The sequence below is a fragment of the Affinirhizobium helianthi genome (assembly GCF_042680945.1).
Taxonomy (GTDB): Bacteria; Pseudomonadota; Alphaproteobacteria; order Rhizobiales; family Rhizobiaceae; genus Neorhizobium; species Neorhizobium helianthi.
In genome coordinates, this window is sequence record NZ_JBHUEQ010000032.1 from 156,408 (window position 1) to 179,556 (window position 23,149).

Below are 23,149 nucleotides of genomic sequence, written 5' to 3' on the forward strand. Positions count from 1 at the left end.
TCTTCACGCATATCATCGGTGTTCAATGTCTTGTCTCAATAATCTGCCTCGGAGTATCATCCTAAGGTTATTCTGCTCTATCATTTGAGCTGCTATCTGCAGAATCGCTCGTGCCTTCCACTACGCCGTTTTGTAAGCCTGTGTATGGCATTGTTGGCGTGCTTTGGCACCCTTGGCAGTCCATTTCTCTCTGCCTTGGCTTCAATTGTGCTGCTTATCAAATTCGATTGGGCGTTGCTGCCGACTCAAGCCACTCGACAAAGCGGTTTCCGAGCGTGTTACGGGCATAGGAGGCCTTGGCCAACTCACGACTGTTGTGCCCCATCTGGACAAGTGAAGAACGATCTCCAGCCGCCTGTTCGAGAGCGTCGGCAAACGCTAGCGGATTTTCTGGCGGCACCGCGAATCCACACCGGTTCGTTGTGATCTGCTCAGCCAGCCAACCCGGATAGTTGTTTAACACAGGGAGACCTGCGGCAATGTAGTCGAAAAACTTGTTCGGGGAAGTGCCGAAGTAGAATGCTGGAACATTGGCAAGAATTTGCATGCCAATGTCTGCTGATTCCATGAGACCAGCAAGACGCACTTTATCCACGGGATCGACAAAAATTACATTGGTCAGGCCTTCTTGGGATGCGCGCTTCTGAAGAGCAGGTTTCAGCTTTCCGTCGCCAACAAGTGCCAGTTTGATATCGTTGCGGCCACGCCGCTTTAGTTCGCGTGCAGCGTCAAGAACAGCATCGAGGCCGTTGGCTACTCCGTGTGTCCCGGTAAAAATTGCAAGGAGATCATTTTCAGTAACACCGTCAGGCCGCCAAGGTTGTACCTCTGCAGAAAATATATCGAGATCGCAGCCATTTGGGATAACGGCAATCTTATCAGATGAAATCCCGCGGGCTTCAATGCCGTGAGCAATACCGGGGGCTAAGGCGACCAGGCGGTGCGCCGCATGGTAGCTGGCCCATTCGAGTGCGCCCATGGCTCTCAGTATAACTGGATTGCGGATCACGCCCATAGCCTTAGGCAATTCAGGCCAAAGGTCCCGCACTTCAAACACGAACGGTTTCCGTGTGAACAACCGTGCTGCAATGCCAGGAATTCCAGCGGTAAGGGGGGTTGTGGTCGCGAAGATGAGGTCGGCAGGTTCAGAAAAGACAAGTCCAACGCAGCGCAATGCATAGAGCAGGAAGGTCGTGCTGCGCTTGAAGAAACCATCTCTGTTAGAATAGGCAAGATCGTACTCGATCACATTGATACCGTCCACCACACCGCGACGGCAGCCATTGCTGAAAGGTTCTGTCAGCCCCGTCTTTCCCGCACTGTAGCTGCCACACACTATGGTTACCTGATGACCGCGCGCCACGAGGCGACGCGCCATTTCGTACGAGCGAGTCCCTGCAGACCCTTTGGGTGTAGAGAAGTGCTGATGGAAGTAAAGGATTCTCATGACCAGACAAACTCGCTTGTAATGGTGCCAGCTGATGCAATATCACATTCGACTACTGGAACGGGTTGGCGCTCCAGATACAAAAGCGATTCCTCGCCCTTCATAATCCGGATTCTCCCTAAGGACATTGAAGAACGGATAGTCAATCGGTGTTGGCCATCCGTAATCTGGTTGCCTTCAACGCGCCAGTCCCCAGGGGCCAGCCGCCACCGCAGGACCGCGCTCTGGAAGGGTCCGGAGACCTTGTCAGTGATCGTCAGTTTGGAGTGCCCAAGGCAAAGGCTGCGGTGGTGCCTATTGCCCCGCCAGTCTGTATAGCCGGCTGCAACTTCATTTTTGTCCGCATTGAAGCTGACATCCTCCGGCTGCAACCATTCACCAAACAGGAATCTTCCAAGCCTGGGCATCTGGTCTTTACCGTCGAATGAGATTGTGTTGTGGCCAGCAACACCTGCAAACTTATCAAGCGTTTGGGCATCCGTGTTGTAGCTGAAGGTGCCAGCATCGCGCAGAAGATTTAGCTGTTCTATCCACAGATCTACGTGCAAGGCGTCAGATTGAGCAGGACGGAATCGAAAGCGCGGATATCGAAAAAACGCGCGCGCCTTCTCTGTTTTGAGAATCGCGTAACCGCCGTTATCGAATTGCACTGAGCCGGGCGATAGAGCCTGCCCGGTAGGAAGAGGAAGATCTAGCCAGGCAAACGGATCGTTCCAGTTGCCCGCTTCAGAATATGCTCGCTCTCCACAGAAGAGGGCCATTGAAAGCTGTACACTCGGCCGGAAGTCCCTGTAACCGGTGTCCGTTAATGGCAACAGGCGTGCACCGTCATTAGCACCCAGATTGGGACCGTCGCCACTCAGCGGATCGATCATTGAAAAAAGCCATCGCGCCGCTTCAGCCAGTCTCTGTTGGGTGCGGTCGGAGAACCTTGGCAAGCCTGCCTGTCGTCGCCAGACCTCAGCCATGACCAAACTATCAACGAATAGCCGATGATACGTGAGTGAATACTGCGAGAAACTACCATCTGGAGAAACTAGATGGTTAACACGGTTCTCGATGAGTTTGCGCCCGAGCGTCGCATGGTGTTCGCCGCTGCGAAATCCTGCCTTAGCCAGCAAGGAGCCGCCGATGAAAAGGGCGGCAGCCTCAGAGGTTCCGTGGTTGTTGTCTTGCCCGATAGCATATTGGATCGTGGGCTCGATCCGCTTGAGATGTGTCTCGATAAGGTGAGCAAAACCTGCAGTAGGCTTCTTGGCATTGCCCGTTATAATGGCCGCCATAACTAGGTGCATCACCCGTATCGAGGCTTCTTGGCCGCATTTCCAGTTTGGTCCGAGATACGGCGGATTCTTTTCACACCAGTCGGATAGCCAACCTTCAAGCTGCTGCCAGCCGCCTTCATCGCCTGTGGCTGCTCGTTCCGCGGCCGAAACAACCCAACCGAAGCGGGATAGCTCCCAGATAATCTTTATATCACCCACGGACGGGTCGAAATCCGGGATTTTCCACCACGGTCTGTCCGCATTCCCTACGCACTTTCCCGTGTAGGGATTATGCATCCAATCGGGAGTGGCTGTTGACAGCGGAAACGAGCGAGAATCGAAATAGATTGTTTCGCTCTGCCAAGCTCTGCTGGGGGCCGGAAGTCCAGCACGTGGTTGCGTGCGAATGAAAAACGGCCCTACGGGACGTGGTGCTGACAACCGCTGGACCCGACTTAAGCCAGACCGGAGACCCAACCTGTATAGGCCAACACGCACGACGTTGAGCAGACCAAGCGCGGCCAGAGTGCGCGCCTTGACGGCAAAACTCATTTTTGCTCCCGCAGCTGCATGGCAGCGGCAATTGTTGCCCTTGCAACCTCAAAGATTTCCGTAGCCGCAATTGGCGATGGCTCACCCTTCGTTATTGCCGCGAGGAAAGCTGCGGCACAGGCGTCTTGCCCCTTGTCCTGGGACCAACTACTCATTTTGCGAAAACCTGACCAGCCATAGCCCTGAAGGCTTCGGAAGTTATCAAGATGCAGGACCCGACCAGCGCAGAATGCCTCGATGCGCTCTTTTGGAAAGTCCTTCGCTCCATTGGCGAAATAGTTAATGGTACCAAAAGAGCCGTCGGCGAAGCCAAGCGTTAGAACGGCCTTGTCTTCCGTGATCTCAACACCGGGGCTATTTCCCATGCGCCTTGCGGATACCGAGACGATCGGTGAACCAGCCAGAAAGCGCATCAGGTCCACATAGTGGCAGGCTTCACCAATGATCCGCCCGCCCCCGATTGCGATATCCTGCGTCCAATGATTTGGCGGAATGGCACCTGCATTCATCGTCATGATGAAGGACTTTGGCTCATTAACGGTAGAAAGCAGTGCTTTCATCTTCTGTACATGCGGCGCAAAGCGACGGTTAAAGCCCACCATGAGGCGCACCGGCGTGGAATCCACTTGATTGGCTTCTGTGTAGGCTGCCTCCACAGCGTCCACCTCAGCCGCAGTCAATGCTAGTGGCTTCTCGACGAATACGTTCTTGCCTGCCTCAAGTGTTTCGATCACCAAGCGGGCATGCGTGTCATGGCGGGTGGCAATGGCCACAGTGTTGATCTCTGCCGAGCCGAAAATCACCGAACTATCTGTTGAGGCGTTGGCAAAGCCTGCCTTCCGTGCCTGGATAGCACCGCTCGTGCCGCCTGCGGTGACAATAGAGTGCAACTGTGCTCCTGCTTTACGAAAAGCCGGGATCAATACGCGCGAAGCATAATTGCCCGCACCGAGGAAGCCCACAGTAGGCGTTCCGGGTTCGAATATCTGCTTTGCGGTGTCGAGCGGGATAGTTCGTCGCTGTAGCTCAGGCAACTGCGGATGTGCGTACAGGAGCAGCACACCTAGCGCTGATTTGTCACTCGTGAGTAGGTCATAGGCTTGTGGGGCATCGTCAAACGGTATCCGGCTTGAAATCAGCGGCTCAACTCTCAGTCGGCCCGATGCCATCATGTCCAGTACGGCTTCGAAATTGCGCTGCTCGGTCCAGCGAACGAAGCCAAGCGGATAGTCCTGCCCCTTCTGCTCATACTGCGGGTCGTAACGCCCCGGTCCATAGGAACATGAAACCTGGAAGCTTAGTTCTTTCTCATAAAAGTCAGCCCGGTTAAGCTCAAGACCGGTGACGCCAACGAGTATGATACGGCCTCTCTTGCGAGACATCCGTGCGGCCTGCGTGACTGGGTCGGAAGAGGCCGTTGACGCAGTGATGATCACCCCATCGACACCTGCGCCGCGGCTAAAGGCCATGCCTGCGGCAACCGGATCTTCTCCCTTGCCCGGGTTACAGGTTTGAGCTCCAAATTCCGCAGCAAGTCGCAGCTTAGCGTCATCGAAATCAATTGCCAGAACCCGGCAACCTTGAGCCAACAGCAACTGAACAGTGAGAAGCCCTATAAGGCCGGCGCCGGTGACGACGAAAGCTTCTCCAAGAGTGGGGGCGGCCAAGCGCATCCCCTGAAGTCCAATCGAAGCTACAACGGTAAAGGCCGCGGCCTCATCGCTCACTTCATCAGGAATGCGGGCGCAAAGGTTCTTAGGGACGCTGACAATATCTGCGTGGGGACCGTTTGATGCGACGCGATCACCTATTGCAAAATTTTCGCATCCCGACCCGGCATCAACGACCTTGCCCACGTGGCAATAGCCGAGCGGAAGGGGCTCGCCAAGCTTTGATCGCACAGCATCGATCGTGGTCATGACACCATCGGTGCGTGCTTTGTCTACAACCATCTTGACCCGTTCAGGCTGCTTCAATGCCTTCTGCAAAAGAGAAGCGCGGCCGAAATCCACCAGCATGCGTTCCGTACCAGCGGAAATAAGGCTGACGTGCGAGGCAATAAGCAGATGCCCCGGTCTAGAGCCCGGTGCGGGTGCTTCCGCCAGAAAGGTTTTTCCGCCGCTCATGTCCTGAAGGATCTGTTTCATCCTGAGTTCCATTTCTCGGTGTGTTGAACGGAGTTCTTATGCGTAGCGGTTCGAAATGCAAGCCGTGCCGGATGCGCTTTATGCGCTTGGACTTGCCAGCTACGAACTTCGCATTAGCTGTGGTAGTTGAGAGACGCAAGTTGCCAGGAGCCGAAGCCATCAGCCGGTTCAATGAACTTGGCGCCAGCCGGTGAGTCAATGAAGTAGCGACGGGCATCACCATCCAGTTTGATGCGGATAAGGCCCATCGGCGTAGGAACCGCAGCATCAATAGACAAAGTCTCAGGAAGTGACGGCTGAAGCGTCCATTCATGCCAGCCTGGCTGAAGAGCACGAACGCCAAGTACCCTTCTCTGCAGGACGTTCAGGAACGCGGCACCCCAGGCGTGAGTCCAGTCAATGTTTTCCTTGAAGGCCAAGTCCCAGGCTTCGTGGGTGACTGTTGCATTATGGGCATCCAGCATGTTCAGCCAGCCGCGTCGTCCGGGGTTCAGCATGAGCTGAAGGGCAAGCTCGCCCTCGCCAGCTTCGAAAAGCCCGTCCAGCAGATATTGTGCCGCGTAGACGGAACACGGGAAACCATTCTCGTTGGCCTTGATCCGTGACGCGATGTGACTGATGGCCTGCGGTATCCGGTCGGGGGGAGTTAGGCCAAATGAGAGCGGTATGAAGCTTGCGTGTGCTGATTTGTGTGACGAACCCAAGCCATCCACGAAGACGCCATCCTGCGGATCAATGAGCTTGTCGATTATCGCACGCCGTAGGCCATCTGCTGTTTTACGGCATTCTTCTGCCTGGCGGTCGCGACCAAGGGCTGCATAGAGCTCCGCGAGTCTCCTTTGCCCCTCGAATACAAACGCATTCACAACGGTATTGTAAGGAACCATCTCGTATCCGTCGCGCTCGGCGCGAGGCCAATCGACGATGTCTTCGAGATAATCAGCGCCAACCGACTTTACAAAATCTTTATTAAGCGCTTCCGTCGAAGTTGTCACAAGCCCGCTGTCATCAATAAACTGAGCCAGCGAGAAGATTTCCAACCGATTGATGATGCTTGCAAGATAATCCTTGTCACCGGTCATCCTGTAGTCGGCCCACGCAATGAAAATCATATGGACCATCCACTCGGACGGCCAGGTTGGCTTAGCAAGCAAGGCCTTGAGTGTGCGACGGGGTACGGTTGGATCAGCAGTTGCCACGTACCAACCTAACTGATTGATGAAACAATCGGCCTCATAAGCCAGGCGTTCACGGTCTCCATCCACAAAGATGCCCATGAAGCTGGTGGCTTCCATTGTGTGGAGCCCAAGTTCCATCAGCCGGTTTAGTTGAACAGATATGTCGCCCGCACCAGAAAAGTTGATCTTTCCGGTCCGTGTATAGCTCTTATCCACCGAAGCCTCCAGCGAGAGCGGAAAGGGCTCCAGTTTCTGTCCGGTGTTTTCAATCTCGACATAGCGGAATGGCATCACTGCCCGGCCATAGTCCTCCATGCCGCGCAGGTCCGCTGCAGTAAGAGGCGGTCTAATGGGGTGTCCCGAGACAGTGACTTCGGTTTCATGATAACGTACCGTTCCGGGCGGCGTGCGGTCTATCCGGCCATCCTCGCTAAGCTTTTCGCCCAGTCGCAATATCAGCCGCGTTCCTACGGGCAGGCGAGGATTTAGCGTCACGTTGCCAAACCAGACCTTGCCGAAGTCATACCGAAGAATGCCCCCGGTGGAAGCTTGTGATACCGGATCGATAACACGCGTTTTTAAGGCTCCGGATCGCCTTCCTAAAAGGTAAAGTGAACCGGTTCCAATTCCGATCGCTGCCGCTGCAAGGCCTGCAAGAATAACGCGACGACCTACACCCGGCCTAGCAGGATCAGGCGACAAGTTGCTTGGGCCTTTCATAGTTAATCAGCACTGCCTTGAACGCCCCCTTGAAAACGAAAAGACTGCCTGCGGCCGCCCCACAAACACCAACAGTATTTATAAGCGCTTCCATATCCGCCACCGATCCTGCGCCGCCCATAAAGGTCATGGGGAGGTCCGTCGCAGATCTTGCCCGTTTAGCCAGATCCAGATCATAACCGGACATGGTGCCGTCCCGATCTATGGAATTGACCACGATTTCGCCTGCGCCCAATAGGCTTGCTTGCTTGATCCAGTCAGTTACGCTGATCTTGTGCTTTCGGGTTCCGTTGTGGGTGAGGATGTTTTCACCTGAAAACAGGCCGCCCTTTTTGACGTCAATCGTGACAACCACACTCTGACTGCCGATGGCCGTTGCCATTTCCCGAATGAGATTTGGTCGTTCTAGCGCGGCGGCGCTCACTGAAACCTTCTCAAAACCTAATGAGATAATACGTGCGGCCTGTTCAGCTGTCGTCACGCCACCACCGTAACAAAGCGGCATGCGTGATTCTATGGCGATGGACCGAAGCCTAGCAAAATCTGGCTCGCGACGCTTTGAGGTTGCATCAATGTCGATGAGAACAAGCTCATCAACCTGCTTTTCGTTAAAGATTTTTACGGCGTTCAGAGGGTCGCCGACATACTTTCCGGGCTTGAACCTTTCGGTTTTGTTCAATCCACCGTCATGAATGAGCAAGCAGGGAATAATCCGGGAACGAAGCATGGTCAAATCTCCGCGAAATTCTTGAAGATTGCGAGCCCGTTTCCGTGGCTTTTTTCAGGGTGGAACTGGAAACCAAAAACATTCTTTCGCCGTACGCCGCACGCCAGTTCACGACCATAGCTGACTGTGGCAATGACATCATCAGTGCTTTCAGCATCGAAGTAATAGCTGTGAAGGAAGTAGAAGCCGCGATCAGCGTCCACGTCTGCGAAGATAGGTTGCCCATCAGCGGGCCTTATCGAATTCCAGCCCATGTGGGGAAGCTTTGGCGCCCGGTTAAGTCGCGATGCATCTATCCGCCTTACTCGCCCAGGTATCCATCCAAGGCCGCTGCCAGCTCCCTCCTCGCTGGAACCCGCTAGGATCTGCATGCCCACGCAGATGCCCATGGCCATCTTGCCTTTGCGGATAACCTCATCGTTCAGCATATCGATGATGCCAAGCTTGCTTAGATCATTCATGACCGTGTCGAAGGCACCAACGCCAGGCAGGATGTAACGATCAGCTTTCGCAAGCAATTCTGGGTCGCCAGAGGCCAGGCAGGGTACTCTCAAATGCTTGTAAATGTTGGCGATGGCAGCGATATTGCCTGAGCCGTAATCCACAATGCCAATCATCGCTTAACTGCTCTTTCCACGCCGAGAGCCTTGAGTGCACGAGCTCCAAGGTCAAACATCCACTGTCGATTGGCGTAATCCTTGTACGTCTTCAACGGCATTTCGTGGTAGCCACGCAGTTCTTCAGGCGTAATGCCAAGCTTCGTCGCGATGTATTCGAATTCTTCGTCAATCGTTTCCGGATCGTAGGCAGGTTTCTCAAGCCGCGATAGGGCTTCTTCGCGCGTCATTTGCCCAGTAAGGATAAGGCTTGAATACTGAACGCGCCGCGTGTCGTAGCCAAAGCGCGTCGGCAGCCAATACCCCTCGTAGAACCGAGTAAAGCGCGACTCGAAGTGCTTCTGAGGATAGGCTTTCCAGCCATATACTTTTTCCAGCGTCTCGGTTGCGATCTGCTTCGTATATGGCAGGTAGTTCAACGGCTTAACAACTTGAAGACCGCGAATGTAACGCAAATACACTTTGTGGAACAGGATGCTGGAGAATGGATAGGTCTTTAGCTCGCGGGTGCCGAAACGCTTATGAATGTCCCTTAGTTGGGCCATGTCCGTGCCATAGTAGAGCCATTCAAGCGGATTGCGAACACATTCGGTGGCAAAGTTACCACCGTTGAGAATGTATTTGATATTGTGTTTGTTCGCAAAATGGTAAAGCGTCGCGATGAATGCGTGGTCCTGAGGAATGTCCAGGTGAGGCACGCCCGACTTGAAGAAGGCGAGCTGGAAATCACGCATTTCCTCCCAGTTGATCACTTCTGTGTAGAGATCAAGACCAAGCTTCTCCACCAGCATCTGGATGTTGTTAACGGCGATGTCCGTATTCCAGCCTCCGTCAACATGGAAAACGAGTGGGCGCATGCCAAATTCGGTCACAGCCAAATGCAACAGGTAGGAGCTGTCGAGACCGCCGCTGAGACCGATGATGGAGTCGAAAGGCTTCCCCTTGCCGGACTCGTGGATCTTCTCCACCAGACTACGGAAGATCGCCTTTCCTTTGTCGTCCGGATGCCAATGCGGAGCTACGTCGCCTTTAAAAGACCTGCAATGATCGCAAACGCCATCTGCATCGAATTCGATCGCGCTGTCGCTGGTGTCCATCACGCAGTTTGTGCAAATCATATAGGGTCGCATGGGAGAATTCACTTGCTCGGAGGACGGGAATTGATGGATGCGTTGAACATATTTTGGAGCATCGGGTCAAGATACTAGTGGTAATTACCGGATTCTGACAGGTCCCAATCCGGTTGCGGAAACGGGGTTTCACCTGAGCAACTCTTAGCCATTGCAAACGAGCTTATGGTCGACTGTGCGTTCGATACCGTCGTTTCCATTAGGGACGAGAGATTACAGGTTGACGGAAAACCAAGCCGATGCGCATAGATCAGAAATGAACATTGTCCTTCCCGTTGCAGCGGAAGGATGGCCACTACACGGACGCAGCCCTGCAGTGGCGCGCAGTAGAGCGAGACAAGGGATTTACTTGTATGAACTTGGGGTACGTGTGCACGAACTTTAACGGTAGCGCGGTCACTCAGAACGCGGTTCGCACTCTACGTGAGATTGAAGGTCACGATATTTATATAGTTATCGTTGACAATGCTTCTTCAGCTGATGAAGTGCGCGCGATCAAGGTGTGTGAGGACGAGAAAACGACTGTTCTTTGCCTTGAGGAAAACCTGGGATATTTTGCTGGTCTCAATGCGGGCATTAGGTTCTTGAGGCAGAAGAGACCGGATTTGAAATGGATGGTCGTCGGGAATAACGACCTCGAGTTCCCAAGTGATTTCTGTGACAAGCTTGAAGCAATCACCCCAGAGCTTCAGAAGTATCCGGTGATATCGCCTGATATCGTGACTATGGACGGCCATCATCAAAATCCGCATGTCATCTCACATATTTCTAAGATTCGTGAGATATTTTACGATCTTTACTACAGCAACTATCATATTGGTTTACTTGTTCATGCGTTGGCAAAACAATTTCGCAGTATATCCGACCGGTCGGATGAGCTGCAATGGGAGACCGCGCGGGAGATTTATCAGGGCCACGGATCTGTATACATATTAAGTCCACTGTTTTTCGAGTTATTCGATGAGTTGTGGGCACCCACATTCCTGATGTCGGAAGAGTTCTTCCTCAGCAAGCAGTTGAGTGACAAGGGATTTTCTGTTTACTACGATCCCCGTGTTTCCCTCCGTCATCTTTGGCATGGTACGCTTGGCAGCATGCCAAGTCGCCGGCGCTGGGAGTTTGCCAGGAGTGCGCATCGTGTGTATCGCCGCTATGTGAAGGTCTTTTGAGCGGCAGCGTTACACTCGTATAGTCAATAAACGCGCCGCTTCTGATTGGAGCGTGGTAGTGGAGCGATCCAGGAGGTGACAGTGCCAGAACCCGCATCGAAGAGAGACTGAGAAAATGCTGAAGAGTCTGTCTTCCTTGACGTTCTTGGCAGATCGCTCATTCTCGGCCGGGTGTGGCTTCCAGGCTGCTTGGAGGGTGCCCAATGATTTTTGACTGGCATGCGTTTGCAAATTTTGCCAGCCCCTGGAGTTGAAATCTGATGGAAAATCCACAATGCCCGATCTGCGGGGGGCGTGATCTTGCGATCAGACTACTGGGGAAGCGGCCAACTTATTATGCATGCGAAACATGCGGGCATAACTTCATTAGATCTGACAAGCAGAGAGATGGGGAGAGCTTTCTGGAGGCTCAGAATCACTACTACGGAGGCGAGTCGATTCTTTTGGATGACCGCCCTTCTATTTTTGAATGGGAAATTATGAAGGAGCGGCACCGTGTTTTCGATAAGTTCCTGGAGAGAGGGGCTGATGTTGTTGAGGTCGGACCCGGTGCCGGCCATGTCTTGAAATGGCTATCAGAACGTGGACATCCAGTCACAGGAGTGGAGCATTCCGCGACTTTGGCGGAGCAGCTTTCTCACCGTCTCGGTGTGGCAATCGTCAATGCTGAGTTCGAAATCCATGATTTCGGCGCAGTGTTATTCGATTCCTTTTGCTCATTTCATGTCATTGAACATGTTCAGAATCCGCTCGCGCATCTTATAAAAGCCTATGAAATCGTCCGTCCTGGCGGCTTGGCTTTCATTGCCACACCGAATTCGCTTTCTTGGGAGCAGAGGGCCGTTCCAAAACTGGGACCGAATTTTGACGCTGCGCACCTCCATATCTTCTCGCCCCGATCACTCCAATTGGCCTGTGAAAGTGTCGGATGGAGGATGGTCTACGAAACAACTCCGGAAAGCGCGGGGGGCTGGGCTCGCGTATTCAGCGGAATGTTGCGCGCCATTCGTGACGAGGATGCGATGGCAACCGCTGGGAAATATGCCCGTTCATCGTCAAAATTGGTTAGGCTGATCGCAAACCTCTTCCAGTTCGTTACCATTCCGCCGCGGCATCTACAGCGGAAATTGAGAGCTGGCAACGAAATCTTTGTCGTTTTGCGAAAACCAGCCTGGCTTGACTGAACCAGAGATAAACCGAGACCCTGCGTCTTCATGATGAGATACCCAGGTTACGCCACTTCAAGGTTGGCAAAATAAGCCTTGATGAGGAGAAACCCGGCGCACGCGAGTTCAACAGGTGTCTTCTGTTGTACGTCGATGGTGCTTCAAATTTGCACGGGATCCGCCCAATGCGCGCAAATCGGCATAAAGAGGCCAGGCAACAAGGACAGCGAGATCAGATGAGGTTAACACCTAAACGCCCCTCCGTTCGCCCGGCGCGGAGATATTTACCGTCTTTGGGAGCCCTGACAAACTTTGCCTCGCTGGTCTCTATCCAGGCGTTCAATGCCTTCGCTCCATTGATCGCTTATCCCTTCGTGTTGGCAGTTGTGGGGCAGAACAGTTTTGCTGAAATCGTCGTTGCTGAGGCGATCACGTTGTTCTTGCTGTCCTTCGTGCTCTACAGTTTCGAAGTAGATGGCGTTGCTGCGGTTGTCGGGTTGAAACCCGAAAAGGACAGTGAGGCGATTGCGGAGATTTTTGTAGCTATAATTATTCTGCGTCTCTGCTTTTACTGCTCAGGTCTTCTTATGCTGCAGATTGTTCTTACATTACTGTACCCGGATTTGCGGTTGTTAGTTCTGGGGTGGTCACTCGTTAGTCTGTCTTATGCGTTGCAACCCAACTGGCTTTTCCAGGGACTTGAGCACAATTTGCCGCTTGCCGTTTTTGTAACTCTTAGCCGTATCGCGGCTCTTGCAACGGTTTTTCTGTTTATCCGTTCAGAGGAGCACGCCATTTTGCTGCCTTTCATTTTGGGTGGGTGGTACGTTGCTGGAGCGATTGGCGCCCTTTCCTATTCCATTTTCCGGTTTGGTATCCAATTCAGACCGCCGCCACGCAAACAACTGATCGCAATGATCTGGCACGGCAAAGAGGTTTTCTTGAGCGGCATTTCGACAGGGCTGTACCGAGATACGAACGTGTTGATCTTGAGCATCTTGGGCGTGCCAGCGGCTGGAATTGCGTCATACTCCCTAGCAGAGAAGCTGACGAAAGCCCTACAGGCCGCAATGCGGCCTTTGAATCAATTCTTTTTCCCCCGTGCGCTGGCTGTAGCGAAGGACGAGGGAAGGCCATCTTTTGTCGCTTTGAAACGGATAGCGGTGCTTACTTTACCACAGATGGCTTTTGCGGGCTTGATAATTGGCATCGGTGCGGCCGGATATCTGCTTTTGCATCCCTACCTGCCTGCCCTGCAAAAAGTTCACGACATTGATGTGGTCTTTCACCTGACGCTTGTCATGTCGCTCTCTGTTATCCCGGGAGTAGGTGTCTTCATGTTGGGCATTGCTGGCCTCAACGCCCTTGGCGCACGGACTTATCTGCTTCTTTCCCTGCTGATGACCGCAGGGGCTAGTATTGGCCTAAACCTGATATTGATTCCTCATATGGGATCGCTCGCCTCCGCTGTCTGCTTTGTTTTTTCGGAATCTCTTTTGCTTGCGCTCATTGTCAGACGCTATTGGTCCGTAGGAAATCTGCCGACCGCACGATGATAATAGAGCTTCTTTTAGCGCTACATAGGCTTCGGCTAGTCCAGCCAACACGTTCGGTTTTTAACTTGCATGTGATTGCAGTGGCGCCAAAATTCAACCGGCTGATGGCAAAGTTATTGGTGGGCAAGATGAGAATGCCGCGGCCAATTTTCGCTCTATCAGATTGGATCGGTGTCGCACTAGCTTGCGGCGCTGGCCAAAGTGACATGTCAGAGGCGAATATGGACTGGCTTAATGATCTAGTTGCTCAGACGAACTAACTCCGAGTGTTACTGAACCGTTCCTTGCACAAGCTGCCCCCGCCAGATGTTGCAAAAAGGCCATGCCTTATTTCATTTGTGCAACCGCGAAGATTTCACCCTCTGCTTGGCCTTGCCAAGCTTGGCATAACGCCAATAAACCTCAATCAGAGGCGGCTTTCAACGCCCCGATACACCACTCCTAGTCCAAGAGAAATCCATGCGCATCCGCACCAGCATGATCGCATCCGGCCTGGTTTCCATTCTTGCCTTGGCCGGCTGCTCCACGACATCCTCCAGCACGAATCCAGAAACCAAGGTTGCTGCCGTTCGCACCGAAACAAACCAGATTTTCACGGATGCTTATGGTGCCGTGACGGATGCGGGCTATGCGCTTCCAGCCATACCGATCAATCGGGTGGACAAGAAGTTCCAGCGCCAGATCGTGGATTTCGACACAAAGGAGCGTCCTGGCACGATCATCGTCAATACGCGGGAGCGCTTCCTCTATTACATCCTGCCGAACGGAAAGGCTGTCCGCTACGGCATAGGCGTTGGCAAGCAGGGCTTTGCCTGGTCTGGCGAAGCCTATGTTGCTTGGAAACAGGAATGGCCGATGTGGCACCCGCCCAAGGAAATGGCTGTACGTCGTCCGGACGTTGCGCAATATGTCGAGAAAGGCATGCAGCCAGGTCCACATAACCCGCTGGGTGCGCGCGCAATGTACCTTTTCAACGAAAAGGGTCAGGACACGCTTTTCCGTCTCCATGGCACACCAGAATGGGCTTCCATCGGCACCGCTGCCTCATCTGGTTGCATCCGCTTGATGAACCAAGATGTCATCGATCTCTACAATCGCGTTCGCCCGGGTCGTGCAACCAAGGTCGTTGTTATTCAATAGATTGCAGCAGTGATTTATGGCAGCACGGTGGATGCCGTGCTGCCCAACTGACCCAAACCTTGGTCGTTCAACACACTTGCATAATCTCGCCGCAATCACGCGGCTTCATTGGCGAGACGCAACAGCCCGCCTTCTCGACATTCCTACAACGGGATGTCGGACCATTATTGCGCATCCATTGCTGTTTGGACGGCTATAAATAGAAAGACCTCAGCCTCCCACTATGACTGCCATCTTCTCGTCAGCATCTGTTGAAGGCGATCACTAAGCCCCTCGGAACCCGAGATGGAGAGGCAAGTAGTTCCAAGGGTGCGGCTAATCATGGACCTGAATTGGAACTCGCCCCTCTGGCGTGACCGAGGTCCAGCGTAATTCAGCAAGTCAAGCCTCTGACTGAATATGAGGAGGGGCTGCGAAGTGTGCGATGACCATGTTTATACATTCATAGATTGAAATTTAATAACCTACTTTTCTATCGCAGGGCGTTGGTGATATAGGAGCCTTTTCGTTATTTTTATAATCAATTCACGTTAAAGAATTTGCCATGTTGCGTCGGCGTGTATCTGGACGTGCTTAGTTATAGCGAATTTATTGTGGTATCTGCAGTCCACCTTCTTGATATAAATAGTGAGAAGGAAGGATTATTTTTCCAAATATTTAAATATATTAGATTTTTATAATATAAAACTGCATTGGCGACGAATTTATAGACACATTAAGTGTGAGTTGAAGTCTGGCGGCGGAGAGATTGTAGAAAATGGTGGTGTCTCCTGATGCTGTGATTATAGCCTATCTTATTTGTGCAGGCGTGATTTTATTTGCATTTATTTTGCGAATGAAGTGTGGGGCTTGGTCTAACCCCTCTGTTGTTTTTGCCCTATTCTGGGGCATTATGACGCTGATGCCTGTGCTGTTTGTGCCAGAGATCAAGCCATCGGTGCCTGCGATCAGCTATATTGCCGCAGCGGTTGTGGCATTTGGCTTTTCAACGTTCTTTCTTGAATGGAAGCGCCCCCTTGCTGCGGTGGCTTCCCGTGCTGGCGGCGCGGCTGTTAGTCCATTCTTATCTGGATACACTGCGCCTGTGTTGTTCCTTCTCATGCAGGGGGGCGTTCTGGTCTGTATGATGGCGAACGTTGCGTACCAGGGTTTCTCGTTGCGTGATTTCCTCTTTGATCCCTACGCGATAGGCTGTCAGTATCTCGGTTACCGTTACAGTGGGGCGGTTAAGCCCTTTATTCTATCCCAAGTGGCGGTCATTCTAAACTATGTCGCGAGTGCGCTTGCAGGGCTCCTCGTAGCTAATCGAAGAAGCTATTTATTTAGCGCCTTTATGGTCTTTCTCTGTATGCTCCCCTCCCTGTATTCGATTGCGGTTTATGCGGACAAGGGGACGGTATTTCTCACGCTTGCCTTTTTCTACGGAGCAGTGGTCGTTGGCCGCATCCGCAATGGCAGCACAGCGCTCCTGACTTGGAGGTCCGTGCTTTCGGCGCCTATCATTCTGTTGGTGGTCGGCGGCGCAATTGGTCTTGCGATGGCAAATCGGCTAGCGGATGTTTGCGGAGAAAGGCAAACAAGTGCTGTGGCAAATGTTGTAGCGTCAACTATGGCGCCAACCGGCGAGCCTGCCCCTGCCGCTGAGGAAGTCGAGCAAGCGACCCAGGCCAACGGTAAACTCGCATTCTATGTCCGTTCATATGCCTTTGGTCATCTCTTCGCGTTCTCCTCTTGGTATGATCATTCCGATAAGGACAGCGCGCTATCCGGTCGCGATAAGGAGACGCGATTTCAATGGAATAGGCCGGATGCTGTAGAATTGTACCGTAATCCGGAAGGCCCGACCTACGGGTTTTGGACCTTCATGGCTGCCGGGAAGTACCTCAATAGTAATTATTTCCGTTCCTTGCCTGAGGGTTATTACGGAGAATATTTTCTCCGTCCTGGAATTCTGCAGACGAATATCTATACGTTTTTTCGGGGCTTGATTTACGATTTCACAAAAATCGGCTCTCTTTTCGTATTGGCCGTCTTTGGCTTGGGCATGAACGTCGTATACAGGGGCTTGCTGTTGAGCGAAAGAAGCGCGCTTTCAGCAGCAGTGTATGTTCTCTTTGCTGGTTACCTTTATACATCCTATATCATAAGCCTTTTTATATGGAGCAGTGTTATTGCTTCGGGCTTGGCTACCTTTGTAATGTTGGCCTTCATAGGTTATGTGGACCGCTACGGCGGTCGCATCGGTGTTCTGCCGGGGCGGTTTTGGCGAACACATGGTGTTGAGGGAAACAAGTGAAGCGTATCTTCGATGTTTTTTTAGTGCTGATTACAGCCCCACTCTGGGTGCCTTTGATTATCTTGGTCGCGGTTTTAGTGCGCGTTAAGCTTGGGTCGCCGGTGTTCTTTAGGCAAGTGAGGCCGGGTCTTCGCGGGAAACCCTTTCAACTGATCAAGTTTCGGAGCATGACGGATGCTCGTGATGCTGCAGGAGTGTTGCTCCCGGACGCGGAGCGTCTTCCAGCCTTTGGTCAACGGCTGCGTTCCACCAGCCTAGATGAGTTGCCTGAGTTGCTGAATGTTCTCAAGGGAGACATGAGTCTGGTTGGACCGCGGCCGCTTCTCATGGAGTATTTGCCTTTATACACCGAGGAGCAGCGGCGTCGGCATGAGATGCGGCCCGGGCTGACGGGTTGGGCTCAGGTAAACGGCCGAAATGCAGTCTCTTGGGAAGAAAAGTTCCAACTGGACGTTTGGTACGTCGAAAACCATAGCCTTTGGCTGGATCTGCGCATCCTGTTTCGGACAGTGGTCATGGTATTGCGCCGGGAGGGCGTTAGCGCAGAAGGAAGCGTCACGGCGGAGCGCTTTGAGGGGTGAGCCAGATTCTTGCCATCGTCGGTGCTGGTGGGCACGGACGCGTCATAGCAGACGCTGCCCTTGAATGCGGATGGGGTGAGGTCGTTTTTTTCGATGACCGATTCCCGCAGCTTTTATCCACTCTTCAATGGCCGGTGCTTGGTTCCCTTGAAGATTTGATGGCTACTCTCCACCGTTACAGCGGTATTGCAGTAGGCATAGGGAACGGAAAGACGCGCCTGTCGATTCTTGATCGCTTGCTGGAACGAGGAGCGCCTGTGGCCACCGTGATCCATCCTCGCGCCTGGGTCAGTTCGCGCGCTTCTCTTGCTGAAGGATGTCTGATCGCTGCCGGCGCCGTTGTTAATGTTGGAGCGAGGATCGGTCGCGGCGGGATTGTCAATACGGGCGCCACGGTGGATCACGATTGCGATCTTGGGCCTGGTGTGCATGTGGCTCCAGGCGCAAATGTTGCCGGATCAGTCGAAATCGGTGCCAATGCCTGGATCGGGGTCGGTGCTTCTGTCAAGCAGGGTGTGCGCATCGGTAGCGGTACGGTTGTCGGCGCAGGTGCTGCCGTGGTATCCGATCTGCCCGACGATATTGTCGCCGTTGGTGTTCCCGCCCGTTCCAGGACTTGAGATATGTTGAACTCGCCTTTTGCCCCGTGGCCTAGCTTCAGCGAAGAGGAGGTTACCGCTGTAGCCGACGTCATGCGCTCCGGTCGCGTAAATTACTGGACTGGCAATCTTTGCCGAGAGTTCGAGAAAGAATTTGCCCTATGGTGCGGAACGAACCATGCGGTTGCGCTATCCAACGGAACATTAGCCCTTGATGTGGCTCTAAAAGTGCTCGGCGTGGGACCGGGCGATGAAGTAGTCGTCACTCCCCGGAGTTTCATGGCATCTGTATCAACTGTCGTTGTTGCTGGGGCTGTTCCAGTTTTCGCAGACGTGGATCGAGATTCGCAGAACATCACCGCGGACACGATTCGTTCCGTTATAACGCCGCGTACTAAAGCCATTATTCCTGTGCATCTGGCAGGCCAGCCGTGCGACATGGATCCAATAATCGAGCTTGCTAATGAACGTGGCCTCTTCGTCATCGAAGACTGCGCCCAGGCCCACGGTGCCCGTTACAAAGGAAGAAGTGTAGGCTCTATCGGACATGTCGGCGCATGGTCCTTCTGCCAAGACAAGATTATGTCGACCGGCGGAGAGGGCGGGATGGTTACAACCAACGACCCGCAGCTCTGGTCTGCAATGTGGTCTTACAAGGATCACGGTAAGAGTTGGGACGGTGTCTATAACCGCGCCCACCCACCGGGGCCGCGTCTTGTGCATGATACCTTTGGCACGAATTGGCGAATGCTGGAAATGCAGGCGGCTATTGGTCTGTTTCAATTGCGGCAGATGGATGCGTGGGTCGCAAGACGCAACCAGATCGCGGACTCGCTTATGCATATTTGCCGCCGTCACAGCCAGTTACTGAGAACTCCTGCCCCTGTGGGTGACGTCAAGCATGCCTATTACCGATTCTACAGCTTTGTGGAACCAAACGCCTTGGCCAGTGGCTGGAGCCGCGACCGCATCATTCAGGAGATAAATGATCGCGGAGTGCCCTGTATGCATGGTTCTGCGTCTGAGATTTACCTGGAGCATGCGTTCGATGACACCCAATGGCGGCCTCTACAACGACTTCCTGTAGCAAGAGAACTCGGTGAAACGAGCATCGCCTTCCTGACGCACCCTACCATTACCGACGACCAAGTTACCAAAGCCTGCCGGACGATCGATGAGGTCTGCACTCTTGCGACAGCCTAACTAACGGATGTCACGTCCAGTAAAGTGCTGAGGCAGTTTTGCTGGACGTGATCTCAACTAGAGATACTCTTGTGTGCGTTGCCGAGTGCATAAGCACTGCACAAATTATATTCAGTTCATTCCTTTATCAGTCGAAGACTTCTGCCTGTCGGAAGCTTGACGCTGTGCTGTCCTTTGAGCTGATAATCGGCGCACCGCTCACAGGCCAGTGGATCGCAAGATCAGGATCATCCCACCGGATAGACCGCTCACTTCCCTGATCGTAGAAATCTGTCGTCTTGTAGAGAAATTCTGTATCGTCCTCTAGCGATACAAATCCGTGGGCAAAACCAGCGGGCAGCCACAGTTGGCAGCGATTTTCTGCTGAAAGCAATGCTCCCACCCATTTGCCGAAGGTTGGTGAACTCCTGCGTATATCAACAGCGACGTCATAAGCCGCGCCTCGCACGACACGAACGAGCTTGCCCTGGGCGTGTGGTGGTAACTGATAATGCAGCCCGCGAATGACGTTCTTGCGGGATACTGAGTGATTGTCTTGCAAAAAAGCCACGCGACCACCAACTGCGGCATCAAATGCGCGTTGATTGAAACTCTCGAAAAATAGTCCTCGATCATCTGAGAAGGCTTTTGGTTCAAAAAGCACAACATCTGGGATTGCAAGGCGCTCAAACTTCAAGGCAGGGTCCTCTCGCCGAGAATGCGTTTCAAATACTGGCCATAACCGCTCTTACCAAGAGCTTCCGCCAGCGCCAGCATTGCATGATTGCTGATCCAGCCGCTGCGCCAGGCGATTTCCTCCGGGCACGCTACCTTCAGGCCCTGACGATGCTCTATCGTCGCGATAAACTGATTCGCTTCCAACATGGCATCGTGAGTGCCGGTATCCAACCAAGCAAAGCCGCGCCCCATGAGTTCGACTTTCAGTGATGTGTTATCGAGGTAAATCCGGTTTAGGTCGGTGATCTCCAGCTCACCGCGCGGCGAGGGAGCGAGCGACTTGGCGTATTCGACAACTTTGCTGTCATAAAAGTAGAGGCCCGTGACAGCAAAACTGGATTTTGGCTTGGCGGGTTTTTCCTCGATAGAGAGCACATTCCCTGCCGAATCGAATTCTGCCACGCCATAGCGCTCCGGGTCCTGCACGTGATAAGCAAACACCGTCGCCCCCTCTTCACGATTGCCTGCCTGTTTAAGCAGCGCTGGCAGATCGTGGCCAAAGTAGAGGTTATCGCCGAGAATAAGCGTTACCGGCGAGTCATTGATGAATTCCTCGCCGATTAGAAATGCCTGCGCGAGTCCGTCCGGACTGGGCTGTACGGCATATTGGATAGAGATGCCCCAGCGCGATCCGTCACCCAGCAGCTGCTCAAAACGAGGCGTATCTTGGGGAGTTGAGATGACCAGAATATCCCGAATTCCCGCCAGCATGAGCGTCGATAGCGGATAGTAAATCATGGGCTTGTCATAAATCGCCAGCAGCTGCTTGGAGACTGCGATGGTTGCCGGCCACAAGCGGGTGCCGGAACCTCCGGCCAGAATGATACCCTTACGTGTCACGTTTGCTTCCTCCGATAGCGCTTGCGATCCAGGCTCGCATGGCTTCACGCCAGTCTGGCGCATTGACCAGGAAAGCGTTTGTAAGACGGCTGACATCCAGCCTCGAATTGAGTGGGCGCGCAGCAGGCTGGGGATAGTCTGCTGTGGATATGGCCTTTATGTCATCCGCAGACAAAGCCAGTTTCGCTCCGGCCGCTGCCGCCTCCCCTACAATGAAGCGGGCGAGCCCTGCTCGATCGATCTCTCCAGATGGTGAAAGATGATACAGGCCGCTCAGTCTGTCGGCTTCAGGGTCGTCGACGATACGTTGGGCGGCCTTTACGGTAACATCAGCAATAAATTTTGCGTCGGTAGGAGCGCCGATCTGATCTCCCACCACATTCAGTGTTGCGCGTTCTAGGGCCAAGTTGAGAATCGTCTGAGGAAAGTTCCTGTGGCCGCTAGCGTAGACCCAGGATACTCGAAAGATTAGATGACGGCAGTCGGAGGCTGCTATCGCCAGATCACCCTCCAGCTTAGTGCGGCCATAGACGCTCAACGGATTGGGCGCGTCACTTTCTACATATGCGTATGGGTTGCGTCCATCATAGACATAGTCTGTCGAGTAGTGGACCAACCATGCACCCGTCTGCTGAGCGAAATCTGCCATCAGAGCTGGAGCGTCCCGATTGATGATTCCAGCCAATTCCGGCTCTGCTTCTGCCTTGTCCACCGCAGTATAGGCAGCTGCATTAATGATTATATCCGGCTTTTCTGATGCCAGAATCTCACGGAGACCTCGGAGATCATCCAATGGTGCTTCACGACGGTCAAGACTGATCAGATCCCAACTCGGAGGAAAGGCGCGGTTTATCGCAGCGCCCACCTGTCCGTTCTTTCCAAACAGCAAAGCCTTCATGCGTATTGCTCGGCTATCCATTCGCGATATGTACCGCTGGTCACACGCTCCACCCATTGGGGGTTATCGAGATACCAGCGGATTGTTTTGCGCAAGCCGCTATCGAAGTTTTCTTGCGCCCGCCAACCAAGTTCGTTTTCGAGTTTGGTGGCATCAATGCTGTAGCGGCGGTCATGACCCGGTCTGTCACGCACGAAGGCAATCTGGCTCGCGTAATTACCATCAACCTTTGGTCGCCATTCATCGAGCGTCGAACATATTGCTCGTACGACGTCAATGTTTTGACGCTCGTTTCTGCCGCCGATATTGTAAGTTTCACCCACGCTACCTTTCGCCAAGACGAGGCGGAGGGCTGAGCAGTGATCGCCAACGTAGAGCCAGTCACGAACCTGGGCTCCGTCCCCGTATACGGGCAGTTCCTTGCCTTTGAGCGCATTATGGATAACGAGGGGAATAAGCTTCTCGGGAAACTGGAATGGGCCATAATTGTTTGAGCAATTGGTTACCAGGATCGGCAGCCCGTAGGTTGCGCCATAGGCGCGGACTAAATGATCGGACGAAGCCTTGCTCGCTGCATAAGGGCTGTTGGGCCGGTAAGGATGCGTTTCGGAGAAAGGAGCATCGTCCGGTTCCAAAGATCCATAGACCTCGTCCGTTGAAACATGAAGAAACCGGAAGTTATCGCGGGCAGTTCCGGACAATGACTGCCAATAGTGTCGCGCCGCCTCAAGGATGCGGAATGTTCCAACCACGTTGGTCTGCACAAACGCTCCAGGCCCGCTGATAGACCTGTCAACATGAGTTTCTGCAGCAAAATTGAGAATTGCCCGAACTTCGTGACGCTGCAAAAGGTCTGCGATGGCGGATTGATCTTCTATATCACCCTTGACGAAATGATGGCGATTATCACCGCCGAGTGAGGCAAGGTTGTCTAGGTTGCCCGCATAAGTCAGCCTGTCGAGATTAACGACAGCTTCGCCTTCGTGTTTCAACCAGTCCAGAATGAAATTGGCTCCAATGAAGCCAGCGCCACCAGTTACCAGGATCGTCATGGTTAATTGCTCATAATTCAGGTTTTAAACACGCATTCTGGCCCTTTGCTGAGCCAGTGGCGCTGTCAGTCTCTTAGATGGACCTATATAGCAGCCCTTCTGGCAGGCCAAGCCCCAACACTCTGATGCTTCTGGAGCCGACAATACTG

At 53.2% G+C, this 23,149-nt stretch carries 19 protein-coding genes; 8 read left to right on the top strand and 11 right to left on the bottom strand.

What is annotated here, in order from left to right; translation table 11 throughout:
• Nucleotides 1-217: 217 nt before the first annotated feature.
• From ACFSE1_RS17445 to ACFSE1_RS17475, 7 genes are all read right to left on the bottom strand, one after another.
• Nucleotides 218-1,447, bottom strand: a complete 1,230-nt coding sequence (locus tag ACFSE1_RS17445) for a glycosyltransferase family 4 protein (protein ID WP_377404198.1) — start codon at nt 1,445-1,447, stop codon at nt 218-220.
• The gene (locus tag ACFSE1_RS17450) at nt 1,444-3,264 is read right to left on the bottom strand and encodes a heparinase II/III domain-containing protein (RefSeq protein WP_377404201.1); all 1,821 of its coding nucleotides are present in this window, start codon (nt 3,262-3,264) and stop codon (nt 1,444-1,446) included. Before ACFSE1_RS17450 ends, ACFSE1_RS17445 begins: the two co-directional genes overlap by 4 nt.
• Complete coding sequence (locus ACFSE1_RS17455) at nt 3,261-5,282, bottom strand: bi-domain-containing oxidoreductase (RefSeq protein ID WP_377404204.1); 2,022 nt, start codon at nt 5,280-5,282, stop codon at nt 3,261-3,263. The genes ACFSE1_RS17450 and ACFSE1_RS17455 overlap by 4 nt, the downstream gene beginning before the upstream one ends.
• Before the next feature lie 242 nt (nt 5,283-5,524).
• Nucleotides 5,525-7,291 carry a family 78 glycoside hydrolase catalytic domain gene (locus ACFSE1_RS17460; RefSeq protein ID WP_377404207.1) on the bottom strand — a complete coding sequence of 589 codons (1,767 nt, stop codon included), beginning with the start codon at nt 7,289-7,291 and terminating at the stop codon, nt 5,525-5,527.
• Nucleotides 7,281-8,036 carry an AglZ/HisF2 family acetamidino modification protein gene (locus ACFSE1_RS17465; protein WP_377404210.1) on the bottom strand — a complete coding sequence of 252 codons (756 nt, stop codon included), beginning with the start codon at nt 8,034-8,036 and terminating at the stop codon, nt 7,281-7,283. The genes ACFSE1_RS17460 and ACFSE1_RS17465 overlap by 11 nt, the downstream gene beginning before the upstream one ends.
• Nucleotides 8,037-8,038: 2 nt before the next feature.
• The gene (gene hisH, locus ACFSE1_RS17470; protein WP_377404213.1) at nt 8,039-8,653 is read right to left on the bottom strand and encodes an imidazole glycerol phosphate synthase subunit HisH; all 615 of its coding nucleotides are present in this window, start codon (nt 8,651-8,653) and stop codon (nt 8,039-8,041) included.
• Nucleotides 8,650-9,783: an N-acetyl sugar amidotransferase gene (locus ACFSE1_RS17475; RefSeq protein ID WP_377404216.1), complete on the bottom strand. Its 1,134-nt coding sequence runs from the start codon at nt 9,781-9,783 to the stop codon at nt 8,650-8,652. Before ACFSE1_RS17475 ends, hisH begins: the two co-directional genes overlap by 4 nt.
• A gap of 353 nt (nt 9,784-10,136) precedes the next feature.
• Here ACFSE1_RS17475 and ACFSE1_RS17480 point away from each other — a divergent pair, with 353 nt between their 5' ends.
• The 8 genes from ACFSE1_RS17480 to ACFSE1_RS17515 all read left to right on the top strand — a co-directional run bounded on the left by ACFSE1_RS17480 (nt 10,137) and on the right by ACFSE1_RS17515 (nt 19,493).
• Nucleotides 10,137-10,952, top strand: coding sequence for a glycosyltransferase family 2 protein (locus ACFSE1_RS17480; RefSeq protein ID WP_377404219.1), 816 nt, complete (start codon nt 10,137-10,139; stop codon nt 10,950-10,952).
• Nucleotides 10,953-11,212: 260 nt separating this feature from the next.
• Nucleotides 11,213-12,136: a methyltransferase domain-containing protein gene (locus ACFSE1_RS17485; RefSeq protein ID WP_377404222.1), complete on the top strand. Its 924-nt coding sequence runs from the start codon at nt 11,213-11,215 to the stop codon at nt 12,134-12,136.
• A 125-nt stretch (nt 12,137-12,261) separates the two neighbouring features.
• A complete protein-coding gene (locus tag ACFSE1_RS17490; protein WP_377404225.1) occupies nt 12,262-13,674 on the top strand; it encodes an oligosaccharide flippase family protein in 1,413 nt (470 codons plus the stop codon).
• Nucleotides 13,675-14,133: 459 nt separating this feature from the next.
• Nucleotides 14,134-14,814 (top strand): L,D-transpeptidase, encoded by a 681-nt coding sequence (locus ACFSE1_RS17495; RefSeq protein WP_377404228.1) that lies wholly within the window; start codon nt 14,134-14,136, stop codon nt 14,812-14,814.
• A gap of 757 nt (nt 14,815-15,571) precedes the next feature.
• Complete coding sequence (locus ACFSE1_RS17500) at nt 15,572-17,110, top strand: hypothetical protein (protein WP_377404231.1); 1,539 nt, start codon at nt 15,572-15,574, stop codon at nt 17,108-17,110.
• On the top strand, nt 17,107-17,691 hold the full coding sequence (locus tag ACFSE1_RS17505) for a sugar transferase (protein ID WP_377404234.1): 585 nt from the start codon (nt 17,107-17,109) through the stop codon (nt 17,689-17,691). Before ACFSE1_RS17500 ends, ACFSE1_RS17505 begins: the two co-directional genes overlap by 4 nt.
• Nucleotides 17,688-18,311 carry an acetyltransferase gene (locus tag ACFSE1_RS17510; RefSeq protein WP_377404237.1) on the top strand — a complete coding sequence of 208 codons (624 nt, stop codon included), beginning with the start codon at nt 17,688-17,690 and terminating at the stop codon, nt 18,309-18,311. The genes ACFSE1_RS17505 and ACFSE1_RS17510 overlap by 4 nt, the downstream gene beginning before the upstream one ends.
• A 3-nt stretch (nt 18,312-18,314) precedes the next feature.
• Entirely contained in the window at nt 18,315-19,493 is a 1,179-nt protein-coding gene (locus ACFSE1_RS17515; protein WP_377404240.1) for a DegT/DnrJ/EryC1/StrS family aminotransferase, read from the top strand.
• 127 nt (nt 19,494-19,620) lie between these two features.
• Here ACFSE1_RS17515 and rfbC read toward each other — a convergent pair whose 3' ends face one another.
• The 4 genes from rfbC to rfbB are packed head-to-tail and all read right to left on the bottom strand — an operon-like array spanning nt 19,621 to nt 23,000.
• Entirely contained in the window at nt 19,621-20,169 is a 549-nt protein-coding gene (gene rfbC, locus ACFSE1_RS17520) for a dTDP-4-dehydrorhamnose 3,5-epimerase (protein ID WP_377404242.1), read from the bottom strand.
• On the bottom strand, nt 20,166-21,050 hold the full coding sequence (gene rfbA, locus ACFSE1_RS17525; protein ID WP_377404245.1) for a glucose-1-phosphate thymidylyltransferase RfbA: 885 nt from the start codon (nt 21,048-21,050) through the stop codon (nt 20,166-20,168). The genes rfbC and rfbA overlap by 4 nt, the downstream gene beginning before the upstream one ends.
• Nucleotides 21,040-21,948 (bottom strand): dTDP-4-dehydrorhamnose reductase, encoded by a 909-nt coding sequence (gene rfbD, locus ACFSE1_RS17530; RefSeq protein WP_377404248.1) that lies wholly within the window; start codon nt 21,946-21,948, stop codon nt 21,040-21,042. Before rfbD ends, rfbA begins: the two co-directional genes overlap by 11 nt.
• Nucleotides 21,945-23,000, bottom strand: a complete 1,056-nt coding sequence (gene rfbB / locus ACFSE1_RS17535) for a dTDP-glucose 4,6-dehydratase (protein WP_377404251.1) — start codon at nt 22,998-23,000, stop codon at nt 21,945-21,947. Before rfbB ends, rfbD begins: the two co-directional genes overlap by 4 nt.
• Nucleotides 23,001-23,149: the final 149 nt, after the last annotated feature.